Origin of the sequence: Bartonella sp. A05, assembly GCF_026930145.1 — a bacterium.
Lineage (GTDB): Bacteria > Pseudomonadota > Alphaproteobacteria > Rhizobiales > Rhizobiaceae > Bartonella.
On record NZ_JANHOJ010000002.1, the window covers coordinates 90,305 to 109,683 of the forward strand.

Below are 19,379 nucleotides of genomic sequence, written 5' to 3' on the forward strand. Positions count from 1 at the left end.
AGCTACACTCGGTGCATTAATTAAGCATCACGACTTTTGATGACATTATCCCATCATCCATTTACGTCTTACATAAACATAATCCCACAAACAGAAATAAAACCACCCTCTTCTTAATCTAATATCCTATGGATATTTTACTCTCTACAATTATGACAAATTAAAACGCAACAACTCCAAATTAAACATATGCAAGAGCAATGCTTCTGTATTAACTAACTTCAAATGAAAGTATTCTTTTATCGTTTTTTCTTTAAGATAAATTTTGTTTGAGTTTATAAGTTTCTGTATCAGCTGGAAAAGCACGTGATTTAACATCATCCGCATAATTCTTGATCGCTGTTGCCATAGCTTGTTCAAAATCCCCATAACGACGCACAAATTTTGGAACCCAAGCGCCATAACCCAACATATCCTCCATCACTAAGATCTGTCCATCACAGCGACTCGATGCACCAATGCCAATGGTCGGAATAGAAAGATTCTCCGTGACCTTTACAGCTAGTGGTTCTACGATGCCTTCTACAACAACAGCAAAAGCTCCTGCTTCTTCAACCGCTGTCGCATCAGCTTCAATCTGTTCCCAATCACTTTTATTAAATCCTTGAGTCTTAAAACCACCAAAACGATTCACGGCCTGTGGTGTAAGCCCAATATGCCCCATAACTGGAATACCGCGTTTACATAAAAAATCAATTGTTTCAGCCATATAAACGCCACCTTCAAGCTTAACTGCACCACATCCTGTTTCCGCAATAATACGCGATGCATTAGAAAAAGCCTGCTCTGGGCTTTCCTCATAAGAACCAAAAGGCATATCGATAACCACAAGCGCCCGCTGAGATCCACGCACAACTGCCTGCCCATGCAAAATCATCATATCAACAGTAACAGGTAGCGTTGTATCAAACCCATGCACAATCATACCAACGCTGTCTCCCACCAAAAGAAAATCGCAATATGGATCAGCAATCCGCGCACTATAAGCCTGATAAGCAGTTAAAGAAACGATCGGTTGTTGTCTCTTTTTCGATCGTATTTCACAAGCAGTAATACGCTTTATGGCTTTCTGTGAATCCATCTTTTCAACTCTCTATTGTAATATATATTGATCAATAAGCCTAACTTCACCAAAGCGAACAGTTAGTAATAAAACAGCTGGTTTATCCAGTTTTCTTTTAACAATGCCCAAAGTTTCCATATCCCGTAAATCAATTGATTCAATAATAGCGCGCGGTTCCTGCTGCAAAACATCATGAATAATTTGGCACAATTTATCAACAGATCGTTCACCCTGACGATAAAGCCTTTCAACTGCTTTACCGCTTTCAGGAATAATTTTTGCAGCTTTGCGATCTTCAACTGTTAAAAGCTGATTACGTGAAGATTTAGCGACACCATCTGCATCACGTAAAATAGGAACACCGACAATTTCAATCGGAAAAGCTAAATCTTCAACCATGCGACGAATAATTAAGATCTGTTGAAAATCCTTTTCTCCAAAAAAAGCCTTATCTGGCTGAACAATATTAAAAAGTTTAGCAACAATACTCGTCACACCGCAAAAATGTCCTGGGCGTAATTTTCCCATTAAAATACGGGATAATTTTTCCACTTTCACAATTGTTTCATTTCCTGGAGGCCACATTTCTTCTACAGAAGGCGCAAACACATATTCAACACCTGCTTTGTTCAACAAATCACAATCGCCTACAAGATCTCTCGGATATCTATCAAAATCTTCATGAGGACCAAATTGTTTTGGATTGACAAAAATAGAAACCAATGTTCGATCACACATTACTCTTGCTTGCTGCACCAATGCGAGATGACCAGCATGCAGTGCTCCCATAGTTGGCACCAAACCAATCGATAATCCTAAACGTCGTTCTTCTGTGATGTATTGGCGCACTTCAGCAATTGTTTTCAAAAGTTGCATATCATATTCCACTCATTGCTATCCAATCAGCACATTAATTCATTCGTATGAAATCGCTGTTCAAATAGCTGTATCAAGTTAACGCGAACCGATGGCTGTTTTATATCTCGCGGTTCCCAAACATGACGCGTTAAAAAGAAATTTGTTAAAATAAATCCATTTTTTATGTCACTAAAATGAGCAGGGCGACCAGTTCTTTGTGCAAGAAATTGTGGCAAAATTAAAAGCTTATCTTTCCAAGGGCGACCGACTTCTTCACAGACCGCACGTCCCGATTTTGGCGACACATAATGGAGACTTTCTTTACGACCTGTTACAGCACAACAAGACAAATCAAGACCAAAACCAAGTTCTTCAAGAAGTCGCATCTCAAAACGTACAAATAATTCAGCATTGACGAATGGCTCATCAAAATTCCGCATAAAAAGATGCAAAATATCATACAAAACAGGATGAGGATCCCGCTCAGGAAGAAGACGCAAATAAGAAATTATCACCTGTAAAGTATAAAGCGCTTCTGGAAAAAGAATCAATCGTGAAGCATACAAATCCAGTGCTTCCAGCCTAAATAAACCCAAATGTTCATCTAAACGTGCCCACCATTCAACCTCAACCAAATTTCCAGATTGGAGAAGAGCAGCCATACGACGAGAACGACCACCTTTAACCACTCCCATATGACGGCCATGCTGACGTGTCATAATTTCCAGAATAACGCTTGTTTCACCATGCTGGCGTGCACCGAGGATAATCCCTTGTTCTTTCCATTTCATTTTATTTGAACAAAATCTAATCCCATTTCGCGATAACGTTCCGGATCGGCAGTCCAATTGTCACGCACTTTTACAAAGAGAAAAAGATGAACCTTTTGTTGCATAATTTTCATTAATTCCTTACGTGCCGCCTGACCAATCGCTTTAATTGTACTCCCTTTTGCTCCTAAAACAATTTTTTTCTGATTTTCACGCTCAACATAAATAACTTGACTAATTTTAACAGAACCATCTGATCGCTCCTCCCAATTTTCTATTTCAACTGTCGAGGAATAAGGAAGTTCTTCGTGAAGACGAAAAAAAAGCTTTTCACGTGTGATTTCAGCAGCAAGCTGACGCATAGGCATATCTGAAATTTGATCCTCTGGATAATACCACGGTTCCTCCTGCATTACGGCACTCAAATAACGAAGCAAATGCTCGCAACCCGAACCATTTAAAGCCGAAATCATAAATGTTTGCAAAAACTTTACGCGTTCATTAATTTTAGCGGTTAACTCTAAAAGAGATGATTTAACAACTGTATCAATCTTATTGATAACCAGAATTTTATCCTGTTGGATATTGCTTACAGTATCCAACATTGCATCAACTTCATCTGAAATACCACTCTGAGCATCAATCAACACCAAAAGAACATCAGCGTCCCTAGCACCACCCCAAGCAGCAGACACCATAGCTTTCTCTAATCTCTTGCGAGGACGAAAAACACCTGGTGTATCAATCAGTACAATTTGCGTATTATCATGAATGACAATACCACGAATCAAAGCCCGCGTTGTTTGCACCTTATGCGTTACAATTGAAACTTTTGTTCCAACTAACTGATTAACTAATGTCGACTTGCCAGCATTAGGTGCCCCAATGAGTGCGACAAAACCAGAGCGCGTTTTAACAGTGTCATCCACGATCATTTTTTCCTATTGTTTCCCATATGCCTTCACGCCGTAAAATTTTTTCAGCAGCTACTCTCTCTGCATGTCGCTTAGAACTGCCTTGCCCAATTTCAGGCGCAAAACCAGAAACACTCACTTCTACCATAAAAGTGGGATCATGATCTGGGCCGCAACGATTTAAAACCCGATATTGTGGTTGCACACTATCTTGCGTATGAGCCCATTCTTGCAACTCTGTTTTAGCATCACGCCGACCAGCATCCATTCTTTTTGCTCGATCCTGCCAATATCTTCGAATAAAAAACCGAGCACTTTCCAATCCACCATCAAGATAGATCACAGCAATTAAAGCTTCAATAACATCAGCATACACACTTGCTAACCGGCGCCCCTCTAAGCTTTTCATTTCAGAACCAACATGGACCATATCGGACAAGCCTATTTCTTGCGCAATATCAGCACATGTTTGCGCATTTACTAAGCCGTTTAAACGCACAGACAACTCACCTTCTCTAGCCCGTGGAAAAAACTGATATAACATCTCGGCAATCAAAAATCCAAGAACTCGATCACCTAGAAATTCTAAACGCTCATAATTGCCTTGCTCAGAACCTTGTACACTGGAATGTGTTAATGCTCTTTTTAATCTCTCTTCATCTTTAAAGCTATGCCCTGTCACCATTTCAAGCTGATCAATGATCGAACGCTTCATCACTTAGCCTTTACTTATCAAGCGGAAAATAATGAATAGTATCAACAAAAGAAAACAAACGAGACCACCGCACATCAAACGGCCAACGCCAAATCTGCCACGCACTTGAACCATTACTGATAGAGAAAAAAATCAAATTCGCCCGACCAACAAGGTTTTCTTCAGGAACATAACCGACATCTAAACGACTATCATCTGAATTATCGCGGTTATCACCCATCATAAAATAATGCCCTTGAGGAACTTCAAAAACTTTTGTCTCATCAACCTGCGGAAAAAAACCTAAATCAAGGACATTGTAAGCGACGCCATTAGACAGTGTTTCGCGATAAACATCAACAGGGTAGTTAACTTCCGTCACATCAGGATTATCAATCTTTCCCATAAATTGGCGTGAAACAGCTTCATCGTTGATATAAAGAACACCTTGACGCACTTGGACACGATCACCCGGTAATCCAACAACACGTTTTATATAATCAATACTTGGATTTTTAGGCAAACGAAAAACGACAACATCCCCTCGCTCAGGCTGAGATGCCCAAATACGTCCCGAAAAAATAGGAGGAGATAAAGGCATGGAAAAGCGAGAATATCCATATGCATATTTGGCAACAAAAAGATAATCTCCTACCAGCAAAGTAGGACGCATCGAACCAGAGGGAATACTAAAAGGTTGAAACAAAAGAGTTCGGATAAGCCCAGCTAAAAACAGAGCCTGAATTAGAACAGAAAAAAACTCTAAAATACCGCCCTTTTCCTTATTTTTTTGCATTTTTTCTTTTTGGCTCATTACTTACTGCCTTCTTATTACAGACAAAATTTTCTTTTTTATCATAATGTTCAAATAACAAAAGCGCAATCTCTTAACAATATCTATCCACGGAAAGTGCTTCTATAATAACAAATGCCTGTGCCCAAGGAAAATCATCTGTTATGCTAAGATGAATAGTAGCATCATAATTAAGAGGCAATAATTTTTGTAACTGTATTTGCGCATTATTCGTTAATTTCATAATTGGTTTTCCAGATGGCAAATTAACCACCCCCATATCTTTCCAACGAACACCGCAAGTAATTCCTGTTCCTAAAGCTTTAGCGCATGCTTCTTTAGCAGCAAACCTTTTAGCATAGGAAAAAGAACTCTTTTTGAGATTTTCAGACCGATTCTGTTCAATATCTGTGAAAATACGTTGGATAAAACGGTCGCCATAACGAACCAACATTTTTTCAATCCGTCTTATATCAATTATATCGTTTCCAAGACCAATGATCATAAAACACCACTAGAATTTTCTTTCTGCAAAGGTATTTTTTTTTTATTTTTTGATATTTTTTTATACCGATTTTGTTGAAAACGAGATATCGCTCTGTGAATGCTGAGATAGGATAAACTACCCAAAACAAAACCTAAAAGGATGCCCCCTAAAATCATCGGCATCATAATCGAATCCCATGTACCTTTAAAGATCTGCCTTATGTTCAAAAGCGTTAAGTCATCAAACATCATATAAACTTGAGACAAAGAAACTTCATTTACATAACCCAAAAACGATAAACACAGAATGCCTATCTTATAATCAGCCATAATAATTAAAAAAAATGTAAGCGGATTAGACAAAACAGTTCCAATGATCGCTGCTGCAAAATTTCCACGCAAAACCCAGGAAAAAAATACTGCTAGAAAAATATGCAACCCAAAGAGAGGTGAACAAGCTAAAAAAACACCAATAGCAAATCCTAATGCTATTTTATGCGGCGTTTCTGATATACGCAAAATACGCTTACGCATATAACTCAAAGAACGAGAAAAAGAACAACGTGGCCAAAACAAAAGCCGAATACGCTCACCAAAATCTACTGGTTTTCGATGACGAAAAAGCATACATCCCCTCTCTATACACTCTATGTGAATAAAATAATTCTTAGTTATTCTCTATTTAACTGAACTTCATCAAGCTCTTGCATAAACAATAAAGCAATATCAAAGACAATCAAATATTTCGACTTCCTGGCTTAATTGGTGGAATTGCAGCAAGCTCCGCAGGCAATTCATCGCTAGCATAAGATGCTACTTCATATTCCGCAAGTGCAATCAGTGGAACTCCAACATCAACTTTACCACCAGAACGATCAAGAATACAGACACTTGCTACGACTTCAGCTTCTGCTTTAACCAGAGCAGAAACTGTTTCCCGAATAGAAAGACCTGTTGTTACAATATCTTCAATAATCAAAACACGAGATCTCTTCTTTATTTCAAAACGACGTAATTGAAATACACCGTTTACACGCTCTACCCAAATAGCAGGAACGCCAAGATGCCGTGATGTTTCGTAAGCAGGAATAAGACCTCCTATTGCAGGTCCAACCACGTAATCAATTGGTTCCTCAACACATCTCTTAATTTTCTGAGCCAAACCGTAACATAGTTTTTCAGTCAAATCAGCATGCATAAATACTTTTGCCTTCTGCATATAAATAGCACTATGACGACCTGAGGTTAAAATGAAATGCCCTTCTAAAATAGCATCCGCCTGCTTAAAAATATCAATCACATCCTGTGTGTTCATCACAAAATCTCTCTATATCTATAGACTCGATGCACATTTATCCATGAACTCGATGCACCGTACTAATCGAATCTGCTTCTTTTAACTGAGAAAAAATACGATTCAAATGTTTTAAATCCCAAACCTCTAAATCCATCATAATTTCAGTGAAGTCTGGTTCAGTACGAACAAAAGATAATTTTTGGATATTGGCATCATTTTCAAAAATGATCTGAGTAATTTCAGCTAAAGAGCCGGGGCTATTAACTGCTACAATATTGATTCGAGTAGGAAAACGTTCTCTCATCTCAGCATCAATATCCCAACGGACATCAATCCACCGTTCTGGCTGATCATCATAAGCCATCAAAGCCGAAGATTGAATCGGATAAATAACAATACCTGCACCTGGTTGCATAATACCAACAATCCGATCTCCCGGTACAGCTCCTTCAGGAGAAAACCGTACTGGAATATCTCCTTTCGTTCCTCGAATAGGTAATGCTCTGTATCGATGTTCCTTATCTGAATTTATATCTTTTTCATTTTCGGGAACCTTAAAAATCATGCCTTGCGCATTTTCAATATTGAACCAACCTTCTTTCCCAGGCTTAAAAGACGATTTTTGCACCGTACGCTGATCTTGATAATCTGGATAGACCGCTTTCAGAACATCGACAAAAGTCAATTCACCACGCCCTACAGCAGCCAATACATCTTCCACATCTTTTCGTGCTAAACGTGGCAAAACTTGCGTAAGCGTATCTTTTGAAAATTGTTTTCCTACATATTCAAAAGAACGTTCAAGAATGCGATAACCAAGCCCCGAATATTGCTTACGTACCGCCGCACGTGTTGCTCGACGAATTGCTGAACGCGCTTTTCCTGTTACAACAAGAGACTCCCAAGCTGCTGGTGGAATTTGAGACTGTGAGCGTATAATATCAACTTCATCACCGTTTTTTAATTTTGTCATTAAAGGCATAATACGACCATTAATTTTTACCCCCACACAAGAATTACCAATATCAGTATGTACTGCATAAGCAAAATCAACAGGTGTAGCACCTTTTGGAAAGGCTATGAGCCGTCCTTTCGGAGTAAAACAAAAAACCTGATCTTGAAAAAGCTCAAGTTTTGTATGCTCTAAAAATTCTTCTGGACTATCCCCATCCGATAATGATTGTATCGTCTGACGTAACCATGCATAAGCATTGGCTTCACTTGATAGCTTCGAAGCCGAATAACCAGAACCACAGTCTTTATAAATGGAATGTGCTGCAACACCATATTCAGCAATTTCATCCATAGTACCAGTTCGAATCTGCAATTCAACGCGCTGCCTTGAAGGACCCACAATCGTTGTATGGATTGAACGATAATCATTTTGCTTGGGGATAGAAATATAATCTTTAAAACGACCAGGTACCATTGGCCATGTCGTATGAATGATACCAAGAGCGCGATAACAATCATCTACTGTTTCAACAATCACACGAAATCCAAAAATATCGGATAACTGCTCAAAAGAGAGTGCCTTGCTCTCCATTTTGCGAAAAACAGAGTAAGATTTTTTTTGACGGCTCTTAACATCAGCTTTAATGCCATGCTCAGAAAAAAGTTTCGTCAACTCGTTCTCTATTGTGGAAAGCAAATCACTGTTACGTTTGGACAATTCGGAAAGTCGGTTCGTAATAGTACGGTAACCTTCTGTATTTAAATAAAAAAAAGAAAGATCTTCTAATTCTTCACGCATATCTTGCATACCCATACGGCCAGCAAGCGGCGCATAAATATCCATGGTTTCCTCAGCAATCCGCCGACGCTTTTCATCACGCATAGCACCAAGAGTGCGCATATTATGAAGCCGATCTGCAAGTTTGACTAAAAGAACACGAACATCATCAGAAATAGCAATAAGAAGTTTACGAAGATTTTCTGCCTGTACTGCTTTTTTCGATACAAAATCAAGCCTATTAAGCTTTGTAAGACCTTCAACCAGCTTACCAATATCAGATCCAAATAGCTGATCAATCTCTGCTCGTGTAGCACTCGTATCTTCAATTGTATCATGTAAAAGCGCAACTGCAATTGTTGCTTCATCTACCCGCATATCCGTTAAAATAGCAGCAACTTCTAAAGGATGAGAAAAATAAAGATCCCCTGAAGCACGCATCTGATGACCGTGCTTATGCATTGCATAATCATAAGCTTTATTTAGCAAATCTTTATTTACGTCAGGCTTGTAACGTTGCACACGCTCAATAAGCTCGCACTGACGCATCATACAAGCACACCCTTTAAACTTTATAATCTAATCATTATTGAATATGCCACCAAAAAAGATAAGAAGACACCACTCGGATAACTACAGCATCAACGTCCATGAAATAAACCACAGCGATTAATAATCATCACTCTTTTCCGGTACGATCAAACCTTCAATCCCCGCCAAAAGATCCTCTTCTGACATATAATCAAACGAACTGCTTCCTTCTTCCGACGATGCATCCAAAGCACTCTCAGAACCACCTGAGTGAGAAATAAATTCAGTCATAGCTTCCGGCTCATCCACTTCCACATGCTTCTGCAATGAATGAATGAGATCTTCCTTCAAATCAGCAGGCGACAAAGTCTCCTCTGCTATTTCACGCAAAGCAATGACTGGATTTTTATCATTATCACGATCAATAGTAATCTGCGCACCTTGCGAAATTTGACGAGCACGATGCCCAGCCAAAAGCACCAATTCAAAACGATTATCGACCTTATCAATGCAATCTTCTACCGTTACACGAGCCATATACGCTTCTTTCCTAAAGTCTTAGAATGATAATTGGTGCATAACATATATCATAACCATAGAAAAATACAAGAAAAACGATTTAAACTTTAGTGTTTTTTTGCAAAAAGAACTTATTCATGAAGAAAATCCTAGATTTTTTTTTAAAAATGCATAGGTCATTACCCTCAACTACAGATAATGCTCTAAAAATAAAAAACAGCACCACCCATTCATAGAATTAATCTTTACAGAAATTCCAAAGCGTCTAAATTTGCTATCTGTTCCTTAAATTTATAACAATCTTTTGAAAGTATAATAATTTTATGCATACTATCTATAATAATAAGGGATTTAAACTCCTTCAACATCATGTCAATGAATACCTTAATCGATATAATCATAGCAATGCTGCCTCTTTCTATAACATCATCGGCAATAGCTTTGTGTTAAAGCCTTATTCATAAAATAAACCATTGAGTTAATCATGAGATCAGTTAAAAAGATAAAACGACCGTATATCTACAAAAACAACTCACAAAGACTTTTTGTAACAAGTAACTTATATCCACCACCATGAATAACCAATTAACATCACTTTGCCCAGAACCTCCTCCCAATTGCAACTTATGCCCTCGCCTACATAATTTTATCGCCGATTGGCGTATAAAAGAACCCTATTGGCACAATGCACCCGTAAAACCATTCTTTCCCTATAAAGGTGCAGCAACAACTCGTCTTCTTATTGTAGGGCTTGCTCCCGGATTACGCGGAGCAAACAGAACTGGACGCCCTTTCACAGGTGATTATGCTGGACAACTGCTTTATTCCACTTTAAAAAAGTTTGGCTTTGCTCAAGGCACATTTGAAGCAAGACCAGATGATAGCCTTGAACTAATTGATACAGCTATTGTTAACTCAGTCCGTTGTGTTCCTCCAGAGAATAAACCTACTGGAGCAGAGATCAATACTTGCCGATATTTTTTTTCACCTCTTTTAATCAATCTTCCCCAACTTAAAGCCGTTATCACTCTTGGTACCATCGCTCATCAATCAACCATACGTGCATTAAATGCTAAAGTCTTAGCTTATCCTTTTGGTCATGGGGAAATAAATGATATCGGTAGATTACGTATCTTTTCAAGCTATCACTGTTCACGTTACAACACCAGCACCGGCCGTTTAACGGATGCTATGTTCCATCAAATCTTTCAAGCAGCAAAAACATATTTAGATCAATGCTAAAATTTCCTCAACAGAGGGGTAAGAAAAGAAATTAAAAACCGTCTTTCGTTTTCACGCATTCAATAATTACACTTTTTTCGATTGCCACCCATCATGAAGCTTCATCATCCATAATGTTTCAAGAGTCTTGCTTTTTCACGCCCCCAATCACGCTTTTTCTCTGTTTCCCGCTTATCATGAAGCTTTTTACCACGTGCTACAGCAATCTCCAATTTAACACGCCCTCGTTCATTAAAATAAAGCTTTAGAGGCACAATTGTCATACCCTCACGAGAAATCGCATTAAAAAAACGCGCCATTTCACGTTTTGAAATTAATAATTTCCGCAAACGGCGCGGTTCATGATTAAAACGATTAGCCTGCGTGTATTCAGGAATATAGGCATTAATCAACCACAATTCCCCATTTTCAAAGCTTGCATAACTTTCAGAAATATTTGCGTTATTGGAACGTAAAGACTTAACTTCTGTTCCATGAAGAACAAGACCAGCCTCAAGATTATCGAGAATTTCAAAATTAAAACGAGCTTTACGATTATCCGCAATCACTTTTCGTACTGGCTCACTCTTTTTCTTATTCATAGCTACAAAAATATTACTTTAATATTACTTTATTCTTTAATAAGACCGGCATATTGCAAAGCTGCATCAATAATTCCTTTCGTTTTATCCGATAATGGAACGATCGGCGAACGAACAATATCACGACAAAGCCCTAATTTTGCAGCAGCGTATTTAATGCCCGCTGGATTTGGTTCGATAAATACCCCACGATTTAAAGGCATCAAACGATCATTTAACTCTAAGGCTGTCTTATAATCACCACGGCGACAAGCAGCGTGAAGCTCAGCACAAAGCTTTGGCGCAACATTAGATGAAACTGAAATACACCCAACACCTCCATGAGCATTAAAACCTAAAGCTGTACTATCATCACCAGAAAGCTGCACAAAATCCTTGCCACACTTTTCCCGCTGTTCACTGACACGCTCAATTTTACTCGTCGCATCCTTAACACCAATGATATTTTTAAAATTCTGATAAAGATCCTTCATGGTCTCCACAGTCATATCGACAACAGAACGACCAGGAATATTATAAATCACGATCGGAATAGAAATAGCTTTCGCAATAGTAGCAAAATGAGTGTATAAACCATATTGATTAGGTTTGTTATAATAAGGAGTTACAACCAGAATTGCATCTGCACCAGCCTTTTCTGCATGTTGAGCAAGCTCCACAGCCTCAGCAGTACTATTTGATCCTGCTCCTGCGACGACAGGGACACGCTTAGCAACCTGTTCAACACATAACTCCACAACCCGTTTATGTTCTTCATGACTTAAAGTTGGCGATTCTCCCGTTGTCCCTACGGGAACCACACCGTTAATACCTTGCGTGACCTGCCACTCGACAAAACTGCAAAATGCTTTTTCATCAACAGCACCATCGTCATCAAATGGTGTGATAAGTGCGGTCAGTGCTCCCTCGAGCATAATAAACCCCCTGTCATGTTCAATTTCATTTAAAATAATTCTCTTGTAAATTACCGATTATTGAGCATAATCTTGCTATTTCATTGAAGCAAGAGAATTTCATAAAGATCTTTACAATATGTGTATGTGTACTTGTATGTACCTTTTTCAACTCTAAGTATTTTCTGGAAGCATCCATAATACGTTAACGTGTCTTTCATCATTCTATTTTAGAGTGCATTTAAAAATTTCACAAAAAACAGCAAAATCTCAAGGTTTTTGTTCTAATGCGCGCATTTTCTGTTTATTTTTTTGTCACAATCTTTACTGCGCTGCCATTCATAAAAGCAATTTTATTCCCAAGTGCATTTGCACAACCAATCTTTTTACCTGAAAAAGCTCCGATTCCCTCGGCTCGCCCGCGCATCTTTGCAACGACAGAAAAAACAAAAAATTCATTTGAGCCTGTTTACACTATACCATCTAGTGAAACCACTATCAGCAATGCTATTTCACTCAAGCAACTTAAAGACGGCCTAAATGCTCTTTCAAACAAGAATATTATAAAAACGATAGCTATTCGTAATTCAATGGCAAAACATAGCCTTGATCGCCATATTTTAACATGGGCAATCAGCACATCAAACCAAACCAACATACCAAGTTCTGAAATATCGAATGCAATCAACGAATTAAAAGGCTGGCCCGGCAGAACCATCATGCAACACAACGCTGAGCGTTCTTTTGTTAATGAAACCACTTCTGCAAAAGCGATCATTCAAAAATTTGCTCATCATTCCCCTCGCACAGCACAAGGTATGGCTGCACTGGCTCAAGCACTTATTACAACCGGACAAATCACCCGTGCACGCCAAATTATTGCACCGTGGTGGCATAAAGCGAAGCTCAACGAAAAAGAAGAAGAGCTTATTCTTAAAAATGCAGGTTCTGCATTAGAGTCTATCGATCATCTGAAACGCATGAAGACTATGCTTTATGCGCTTCGTATCGACTCAGCCAGACGCATTGCTTCACTCGCTCGTGCTCAATCCCTTTTTGATGCTTTTGCAGCAGTTGAACGAAATGATCCTAAATCTGCACAAAAATTACAAGCTGTCCATAAATCATGGAAGAATGATCCTCTTTTACTGTTTGCTCAAATTCGCTATCTTCGGCGAACAGAGCAATACAGTGCCGCAGTAAAACTCATAATGAAAGCACCACAAGATGCAAAAAGTCTTATTAATCCTGATGCATGGTGGATAGAACGACGTGCTCTTTCTCGCGAAATGCTCGATCTTAATAAACCTAAAATCGCTTATCAACTCGCTGCAAACCACATCAGTATCACACCCTCATTAGCAATTGATGCCGAATTCCATGCAGGCTGGTATGCACTACGATTTCTTCATGAACCTAAATTAGCAATGCGTCATTTTTCGCGTATTCCTCAACTCGCTTCAGCACCCCTTTCATTATCCCGCGGCTATTATTGGATAGGACGAGCAGCAGAAACCTTAGGTGAACACAAAAATGCTCAGCATTATTTCCATCGTGCCGCCCATTTTAACGCAACTTATTATGGTCAATTAGCAGCTTCACGGCTTAACCAGAAAAAACTCGAAGTTCTTTTTCCAAAACCAACAACTGTCGAACGACAACGTTTCAGCACACGAAAAACTGTTCAAGCGATTCAACGGCTTGAAGCTATCGGCTACGCTCATTTTGCTAAAATTCTTTACAGAGAACTTGGAAAAAAAATAGACAGCCCTGGCGAATTAGCTCTTCTAGCTGTTATGGCAGAAAAAAATAGTGATTATTATACGAGCCTAAAAATCGGTAAAACAGCTGTTTTTCAAGGCAAAAAAGTTGGTGCACTTTCTCACCCTATCGGTGCTATTCCAATATCTGCCAATCTTTCGGCAACAGGAAAAGCACTCGTGTATGCCATTGCACGCCAAGAAAGTGAATTTAATCCTACAGCCACATCAAAAGCAGGCGCGCAAGGAATTTTACAATTACTGCCTACGACAGCAAAAAAACTCGCAAATAAACATTCAATCGCATGGTCACAGCAAAAATTCAGAAATGACGCAAGTTATAACGCTATGCTAGGTGCTCATTTTCTAAATGAACAATTAGAACGCTTTAACGGATCTTATATCTTGGCTTTTATCGGTTATAATGCAGGCCCTCGTCGTGTCAACGAATGGATAGAACGCTATGGAGATCCTAGAGGACAATCTCTTGAAAAAGTCATCGATTGGATTGAACGCATCCCCTATACAGAAACCCGTAACTACGTGATGCGTGTCATGGAAAATTATGGCGTTTACAAAGCTCGTCTCATTGGAATAACAGATATTAAAGCTGACCTTGTTTTAGGACACCCAAAACAATAAGAATCCAATGCATTAAAAAGCACTTTTTTATCTTAGCTTTCACAAACCATAGATTATAACAATATAAAATCAAAAATGTGAAAACTAAATCTTAAAAAATCCTGCATAGATAAAATCTGCTTACTTCGAAAAAACATCAAAAAACTTTAACCGAACCTTTTTTGTCAACAACACACAAAAATCAACTAAATATCAAGGAGACTCTAATCGTTTTGTTAACCATGGAAAGTGGAGGTGGAGGAAAAACACCAACACGTTGTAGCACTTCCATAGCTAACCGATCAAGCTCTGGATCACCAGAAGAAAGCGCAATTCGGCCAGCAAAAATATTGCCTTGTTCATGCACTCTGAATTCTAACTGCACTGTTCCTTTTACATTACTGGTACGCTGATCCACAACATAATTTTTTTGTCTTTCTAATTGCTCCTGCACCTTTGCCACCCACTGCGCTAATAACGCATTATTTTCTACACTTCTAACAGCAGATGAACGCGCAATTTTTTCCTTATACTGCTTAGCGACGGGCTTCGGTAAGATTTTTGGTGGAAGAGATTTTTTCAAAGGTTTTGGTGCTATAAAATCATTTTTTTCTACAATATGAGACTCTTCTGGCTGTAGCTTTTCTAGTTCCGGCTCCTCTGATTCCAATTCCTCCAGTTTTGACTCCTCTAGTTCTAGCACCTCGGGTTGCGACTCCTCTAGTTGCTGTTCTTCTAAAGTTGTATCAACATTGGGATGTATAATTTCTTCCGCAAAAGTTAACATAACCACCGGTGCAAGCGTACCACCACTTACACCAGCATTCTGAAAATAAAAGAGTGCCCCCAACGCGATATGTAAAGAGAAAGCGCCAACAAATGCACCTATCCACAAAGTTGCTAACCGCTCAATATTCGTACAATTCATAATTTCTATTTTACCATATTCTAAGCTCAATTTGGTGTTTAGTTCTATTAAAACAGGCTATTTTTAGATTCAACTTTTTTCTTGACTGTTTTTATCATGTTTAATATGTTGCCCACGTATTGACATAAAATCATTACCGCTCAGCTTGCTGATTTATAAATCAGCAAGTTAAGCGTTTTTATTTATGGAATTTTACACCGTGCGGGAGGTGTTTAAGAAAAGGTTATGATGTGTTATGCGAATAAAACGCAAGAATATCTATAAAAGCTGTGTAGCTTTAAGTGTGTTACCAATTTGTATTCCCTCATTTGTTTTTGCACAGGGGCATACTAAAAGTGCCATTACTGAACTTAAACCGATCGTAATTGAAGGAAAAAAAGCAAGCGTTTTGGATAAGGTAACGGTTTTAACCGATCGTAAAACCGCTCAAGATCTAAACAAAAAACAAATAGATGACATTCGCGATATTAGTCGTCTTAACCCATCGGTAGCTTACAATTCGAATAATGATAGTTTTGTCATTCGTGGTCTAGATGCCAATCGTGTTTTAGCAACGATAGATGGCATTCATCTTCCTTGGACTAACGACGGGGTACGTGGCATTAAAGGTGGCAGTTCGATGTTTGACCTTAATGCACTTTCCACATTTGATGTCGTACAGGGATCAGATTCAAGTCTTTACGGCTCTGGTGCATTGGGTGGCGTTGTTGCTTTGCGTACCCTTAATCCTGAGGATCTGATTCCTGAAGGGAAAAAATGGGGCGGTTTCGTAAAGGGCAGTTACAGCTCCGTTGATAACAATTTGCGTATAGATCAAGCTCTTGCAGTACGTACTAATCAAACTTTTCTGCTTTTCCAAGGATCTCGTGCGGTAGGTAACCAACGTGAAAATATGGGAACTATAGAGGGATATGGAAATGCGCGTACGCGTGCAAACCCTCTTAACTTTAATCAAGATAATTTGCTTTTTAAAATTAACCAGTATTTTGATGACAATCACAAACTCAGTTTTACAGCAGAACGCTTTAATTATGATAAAGATATGCATACGTTAAATGCTTCTACATCCTATTATCTTCCGGGTTCTGTTTATGATAAGAATAATAAACGCCGTGAACGTTTGTCTCTTTCGTACAATTATGATGGAAATGGGGATGCTGTTGTTGATGCATTACACTGGCAAATTTACTGGCAAAAGCAATCGAAGAATAACATTACGAATGCATACCGTGTGAAAGCTCCACTAGGAGATTATTCTAGGGATAATATTCTCAAGGATCAGAATTATGGCTTAAATATTAGTGGTCTTAAGAAAGTTAATAAAGATAATATAAGCCATTCATTAAAGTTCGCTACCCATATTTTTGCATCTCAATTCCATCAATATGCAACTGGTAAAGATAATTGTTATCTGAATTTGAAAGAGAATATGGCGGGATGTGCTTTTTTACACACAAATCGATCTGATGCGCCAGACACGAATAGCCGTGGTTTTGGCTTAGCTTTCGAAGATGAAATTGGTTTTTCAAATAATCGTTTTCGTATTACGCCCGGCATCCGCTATGATTGGTATGCGCATATACCTCAAGATACACCTTCTTATAAAAAATTTTATTACGACAAGATAGTAGGTTCTGAGAAAGGACAATCTCTAGAAAATAGTGCTTCACGTTTTTCTCCTAAGTTACGTATGGAATGGAATATGCGTAATCAAGTTGTTCTTTATGCGCAATGGGCACAGGCCTTCCGTGCGCCGAGCGTCTCAGAACTTTATCTCATTTACGTCAATCCTACTAATTATTATGCAGCTGGGAATCCTAATCTTAAACCGGAAACCAGTAACGGATATGATTTCGGTGTAAAATATGGAAATGCAAATTTCGGTGGTTCTGTCAGTGCTTTTATAAATCAGTATAAAAACTTCATTGACACCATAGATAAAGGATCATCAAGAGAATTTCGGTTCTCGCGTCAGCATTATATAAACCGTCAAAATGTACGTATTTCCGGCATTGAAGCAAAAACGCATTTGAAGCTCAGTAATGGTTTGCATGGTCATTTATCCCTTGCTTACGCACACGGAAAAGATCTTGATAAAGATGAATATCTCAACTCAATTCCAGCGTTTAAAACAATTATTGGATTGGGGTATGCAAAGGCAACTTGGGGAGCAGATGTCGTATTGAATTTAGCTGCCAAGCGTGAAAATGTAGGCAAAAAATCCGATTATGCAAAAGCTCCAGGCTACGCTGTAGTGGATGTGTTAAGCTGGTGGAAGCCTCTTGGTGAAAACGGTCTTGTTATCAGGGCTGGTGTTTATAACATTTTCAATCAGAAATATTGGAATGCGGTCGATCTTCCTTCATCCGCTCCTCGTGGTGCATCACCACAGTATAAGGATTATTTCAGCCAGCCTGGTCGTAACTTCAAGATATCGCTTATGAAAAAATTCTGACCATTTTTGTAGGCATTCACCAAGTTGAAAGAGGTGTATTGATAAAAAGATGAACTATCCAGTATTGATTTTAGACCTCTTTTATTTGTAGCGGGGGTTTGTTTAGTAATCGGTGGAATGATTATAAACAATGATTCAGCCGATTACTGTAAGATTATACAATTTGGAAAATAACATAAGGAAACCCCGTGTCTTACTCAGCTGAAATGATTCTTCGTTTGCGTGAAGAAAAAAAAGAAATGCGCAATCGGGATTTTGCTGCTTCAATTGGTATATCTGAAGCAGAATTTATTGCTGCCTATTGCTCAATAGGAAAAGCAAAAAGATTACAAGCTAATGTTACCGCTCTTCTTGAAAATGCTCCTAAAGTGGGAGAAGTTATGGCGTTGACACGTAATGAGGGTGCTGTTCATGAGAAAACGGGACATTTTGAGAATATTATTTATGATCAGCATGTTCCTCTGACACTTGGTGAAATTGATTTACGTATTTTCCCAAAGCAATGGAAATTTGGTTTTGAATACGAAATGACTGTTTTGGGAAAATCTATGAAAAGTCTGCAATTTTTTGATCAGCATGGTGTTGCCATCTTTAAAATTTTCTCCCAAGATGCAACGAATATGAATGAATGGAATATCCTTGTTGAAAAATTGCTTAATGATGATCAATCATCTGTTCTAGATGTTTTACCTTCCCTTGCCCCAATCCAGAATGATGCAATGGAAGTAGACTTTAGAGAACTCCGGGATCGTTTGCAGAAAACATCTAATATGTCTCAATTGCGTGCAATTTTCTCTGAATTCAAAGTGAGGCAACATGATGTTGCAAAGCATATTGCAAATGAATTTACTGATGAATTGCAAAGAGAATCTGTTGATGTTATGCTGAATAAAGTTTTACAACAAGACATACCAATTACGTGTATTGTTGGTAATAAAGGTTGTATTCAAAAATTTGCTGGGAAAGTAGAAAGCGTTAAGTCAATGGGGCCTTGGATCAATATTCTTAATCAAAAATTCCACCTGCATTTACTCGTTTCAGAAATCGACAAAGTACAACGTGTTCGTAAGCCTACCCATGATAATTATATCAGTGCATTGGAAGCTTTTGATAGAAATGGTGAAATGGTTATTCAGTTCTTTAGCATGCAACAGAAGAACGAAAGAGAAAGAGAAGACTGGCGCTCTTTATTAGATAATTTACCTTTATACCAAGAAACAGCCGTTGCTTAAAAGGATAGGC

Annotated in this window: 18 protein-coding genes; 4 read left to right on the top strand and 14 right to left on the bottom strand. The window is 38.5% G+C overall.

Annotated features, from left to right (window positions below):
* Window positions 1-253: 253 nt before the first annotated feature.
* From panB to rpoZ, 11 genes are all read right to left on the bottom strand, one after another.
* Entirely contained in the window at window positions 254-1,081 is an 828-nt protein-coding gene (panB, locus tag NPX98_RS02780) for a 3-methyl-2-oxobutanoate hydroxymethyltransferase (protein ID WP_269022523.1), read from the bottom strand.
* 12 nt (window positions 1,082-1,093) lie between these two features.
* Entirely contained in the window at window positions 1,094-1,939 is an 846-nt protein-coding gene (gene panC / locus NPX98_RS02785; protein ID WP_269022524.1) for a pantoate--beta-alanine ligase, read from the bottom strand.
* Window positions 1,940-1,965: 26 nt separating this feature from the next.
* Window positions 1,966-2,712 carry a DNA repair protein RecO gene (gene recO, locus NPX98_RS02790; protein ID WP_269022525.1) on the bottom strand — a complete coding sequence of 249 codons (747 nt, stop codon included), beginning with the start codon at window positions 2,710-2,712 and terminating at the stop codon, window positions 1,966-1,968.
* Window positions 2,709-3,620, bottom strand: a complete 912-nt coding sequence (era, locus tag NPX98_RS02795) for a GTPase Era (RefSeq protein ID WP_269022707.1) — start codon at window positions 3,618-3,620, stop codon at window positions 2,709-2,711. The genes recO and era overlap by 4 nt, the downstream gene beginning before the upstream one ends.
* Window positions 3,613-4,320 (bottom strand): ribonuclease III, encoded by a 708-nt coding sequence (gene rnc, locus NPX98_RS02800; protein WP_269022526.1) that lies wholly within the window; start codon window positions 4,318-4,320, stop codon window positions 3,613-3,615. Before rnc ends, era begins: the two co-directional genes overlap by 8 nt.
* A 10-nt stretch (window positions 4,321-4,330) precedes the next feature.
* Window positions 4,331-5,113, bottom strand: a complete 783-nt coding sequence (gene lepB / locus NPX98_RS02805; protein ID WP_269022527.1) for a signal peptidase I — start codon at window positions 5,111-5,113, stop codon at window positions 4,331-4,333.
* A gap of 73 nt (window positions 5,114-5,186) precedes the next feature.
* Window positions 5,187-5,597 (bottom strand): holo-ACP synthase, encoded by a 411-nt coding sequence (gene acpS / locus NPX98_RS02810; protein ID WP_269022528.1) that lies wholly within the window; start codon window positions 5,595-5,597, stop codon window positions 5,187-5,189.
* Window positions 5,594-6,205, bottom strand: a complete 612-nt coding sequence (locus NPX98_RS02815; RefSeq protein WP_269022529.1) for a DUF2062 domain-containing protein — start codon at window positions 6,203-6,205, stop codon at window positions 5,594-5,596. Before NPX98_RS02815 ends, acpS begins: the two co-directional genes overlap by 4 nt.
* A 109-nt stretch (window positions 6,206-6,314) precedes the next feature.
* On the bottom strand, window positions 6,315-6,893 hold the full coding sequence (pyrE, locus tag NPX98_RS02820; protein WP_269022530.1) for an orotate phosphoribosyltransferase: 579 nt from the start codon (window positions 6,891-6,893) through the stop codon (window positions 6,315-6,317).
* A 37-nt stretch (window positions 6,894-6,930) separates the two neighbouring features.
* Entirely contained in the window at window positions 6,931-9,159 is a 2,229-nt protein-coding gene (locus tag NPX98_RS02825; RefSeq protein ID WP_269022532.1) for a RelA/SpoT family protein, read from the bottom strand.
* Window positions 9,160-9,276: 117 nt separating this feature from the next.
* Window positions 9,277-9,675, bottom strand: a complete 399-nt coding sequence (gene rpoZ / locus NPX98_RS02830) for a DNA-directed RNA polymerase subunit omega (protein WP_269022533.1) — start codon at window positions 9,673-9,675, stop codon at window positions 9,277-9,279.
* A 555-nt stretch (window positions 9,676-10,230) separates the two neighbouring features.
* Here rpoZ and NPX98_RS02835 point away from each other — a divergent pair.
* Window positions 10,231-10,899: a uracil-DNA glycosylase gene (locus NPX98_RS02835; RefSeq protein ID WP_269022534.1), complete on the top strand. Its 669-nt coding sequence runs from the start codon at window positions 10,231-10,233 to the stop codon at window positions 10,897-10,899.
* Window positions 10,900-11,003: 104 nt separating this feature from the next.
* Here the strand turns inward: NPX98_RS02835 and smpB are convergent, their stop codons facing one another.
* Together smpB and dapA are read right to left on the bottom strand one after the other, a co-directional pair.
* On the bottom strand, window positions 11,004-11,480 hold the full coding sequence (gene smpB, locus NPX98_RS02840) for an SsrA-binding protein SmpB (RefSeq protein ID WP_269022535.1): 477 nt from the start codon (window positions 11,478-11,480) through the stop codon (window positions 11,004-11,006).
* A gap of 29 nt (window positions 11,481-11,509) precedes the next feature.
* On the bottom strand, window positions 11,510-12,394 hold the full coding sequence (gene dapA / locus NPX98_RS02845; protein ID WP_269022536.1) for a 4-hydroxy-tetrahydrodipicolinate synthase: 885 nt from the start codon (window positions 12,392-12,394) through the stop codon (window positions 11,510-11,512).
* Between the two features lie 266 nt (window positions 12,395-12,660).
* On the opposite strand from dapA, the gene NPX98_RS02850 reads away from it, so the two are divergent.
* Window positions 12,661-14,775, top strand: coding sequence for a lytic transglycosylase domain-containing protein (locus tag NPX98_RS02850; protein ID WP_269022537.1), 2,115 nt, complete (start codon window positions 12,661-12,663; stop codon window positions 14,773-14,775).
* Window positions 14,776-14,956: 181 nt separating this feature from the next.
* Here NPX98_RS02850 and NPX98_RS02855 read toward each other — a convergent pair whose 3' ends face one another.
* On the bottom strand, window positions 14,957-15,682 hold the full coding sequence (locus NPX98_RS02855; RefSeq protein WP_269022539.1) for an energy transducer TonB family protein: 726 nt from the start codon (window positions 15,680-15,682) through the stop codon (window positions 14,957-14,959).
* A gap of 235 nt (window positions 15,683-15,917) precedes the next feature.
* Between NPX98_RS02855 and NPX98_RS02860 the strand changes: the two genes are divergently transcribed.
* Together NPX98_RS02860 and NPX98_RS02865 are read left to right on the top strand one after the other, a co-directional pair.
* Complete coding sequence (locus tag NPX98_RS02860) at window positions 15,918-18,137, top strand: TonB-dependent hemoglobin/transferrin/lactoferrin family receptor (protein ID WP_269022540.1); 2,220 nt, start codon at window positions 15,918-15,920, stop codon at window positions 18,135-18,137.
* A 188-nt stretch (window positions 18,138-18,325) separates the two neighbouring features.
* Entirely contained in the window at window positions 18,326-19,369 is a 1,044-nt protein-coding gene (locus NPX98_RS02865; protein ID WP_269022541.1) for a ChuX/HutX family heme-like substrate-binding protein, read from the top strand.
* Window positions 19,370-19,379 lie beyond the last annotated feature (10 nt).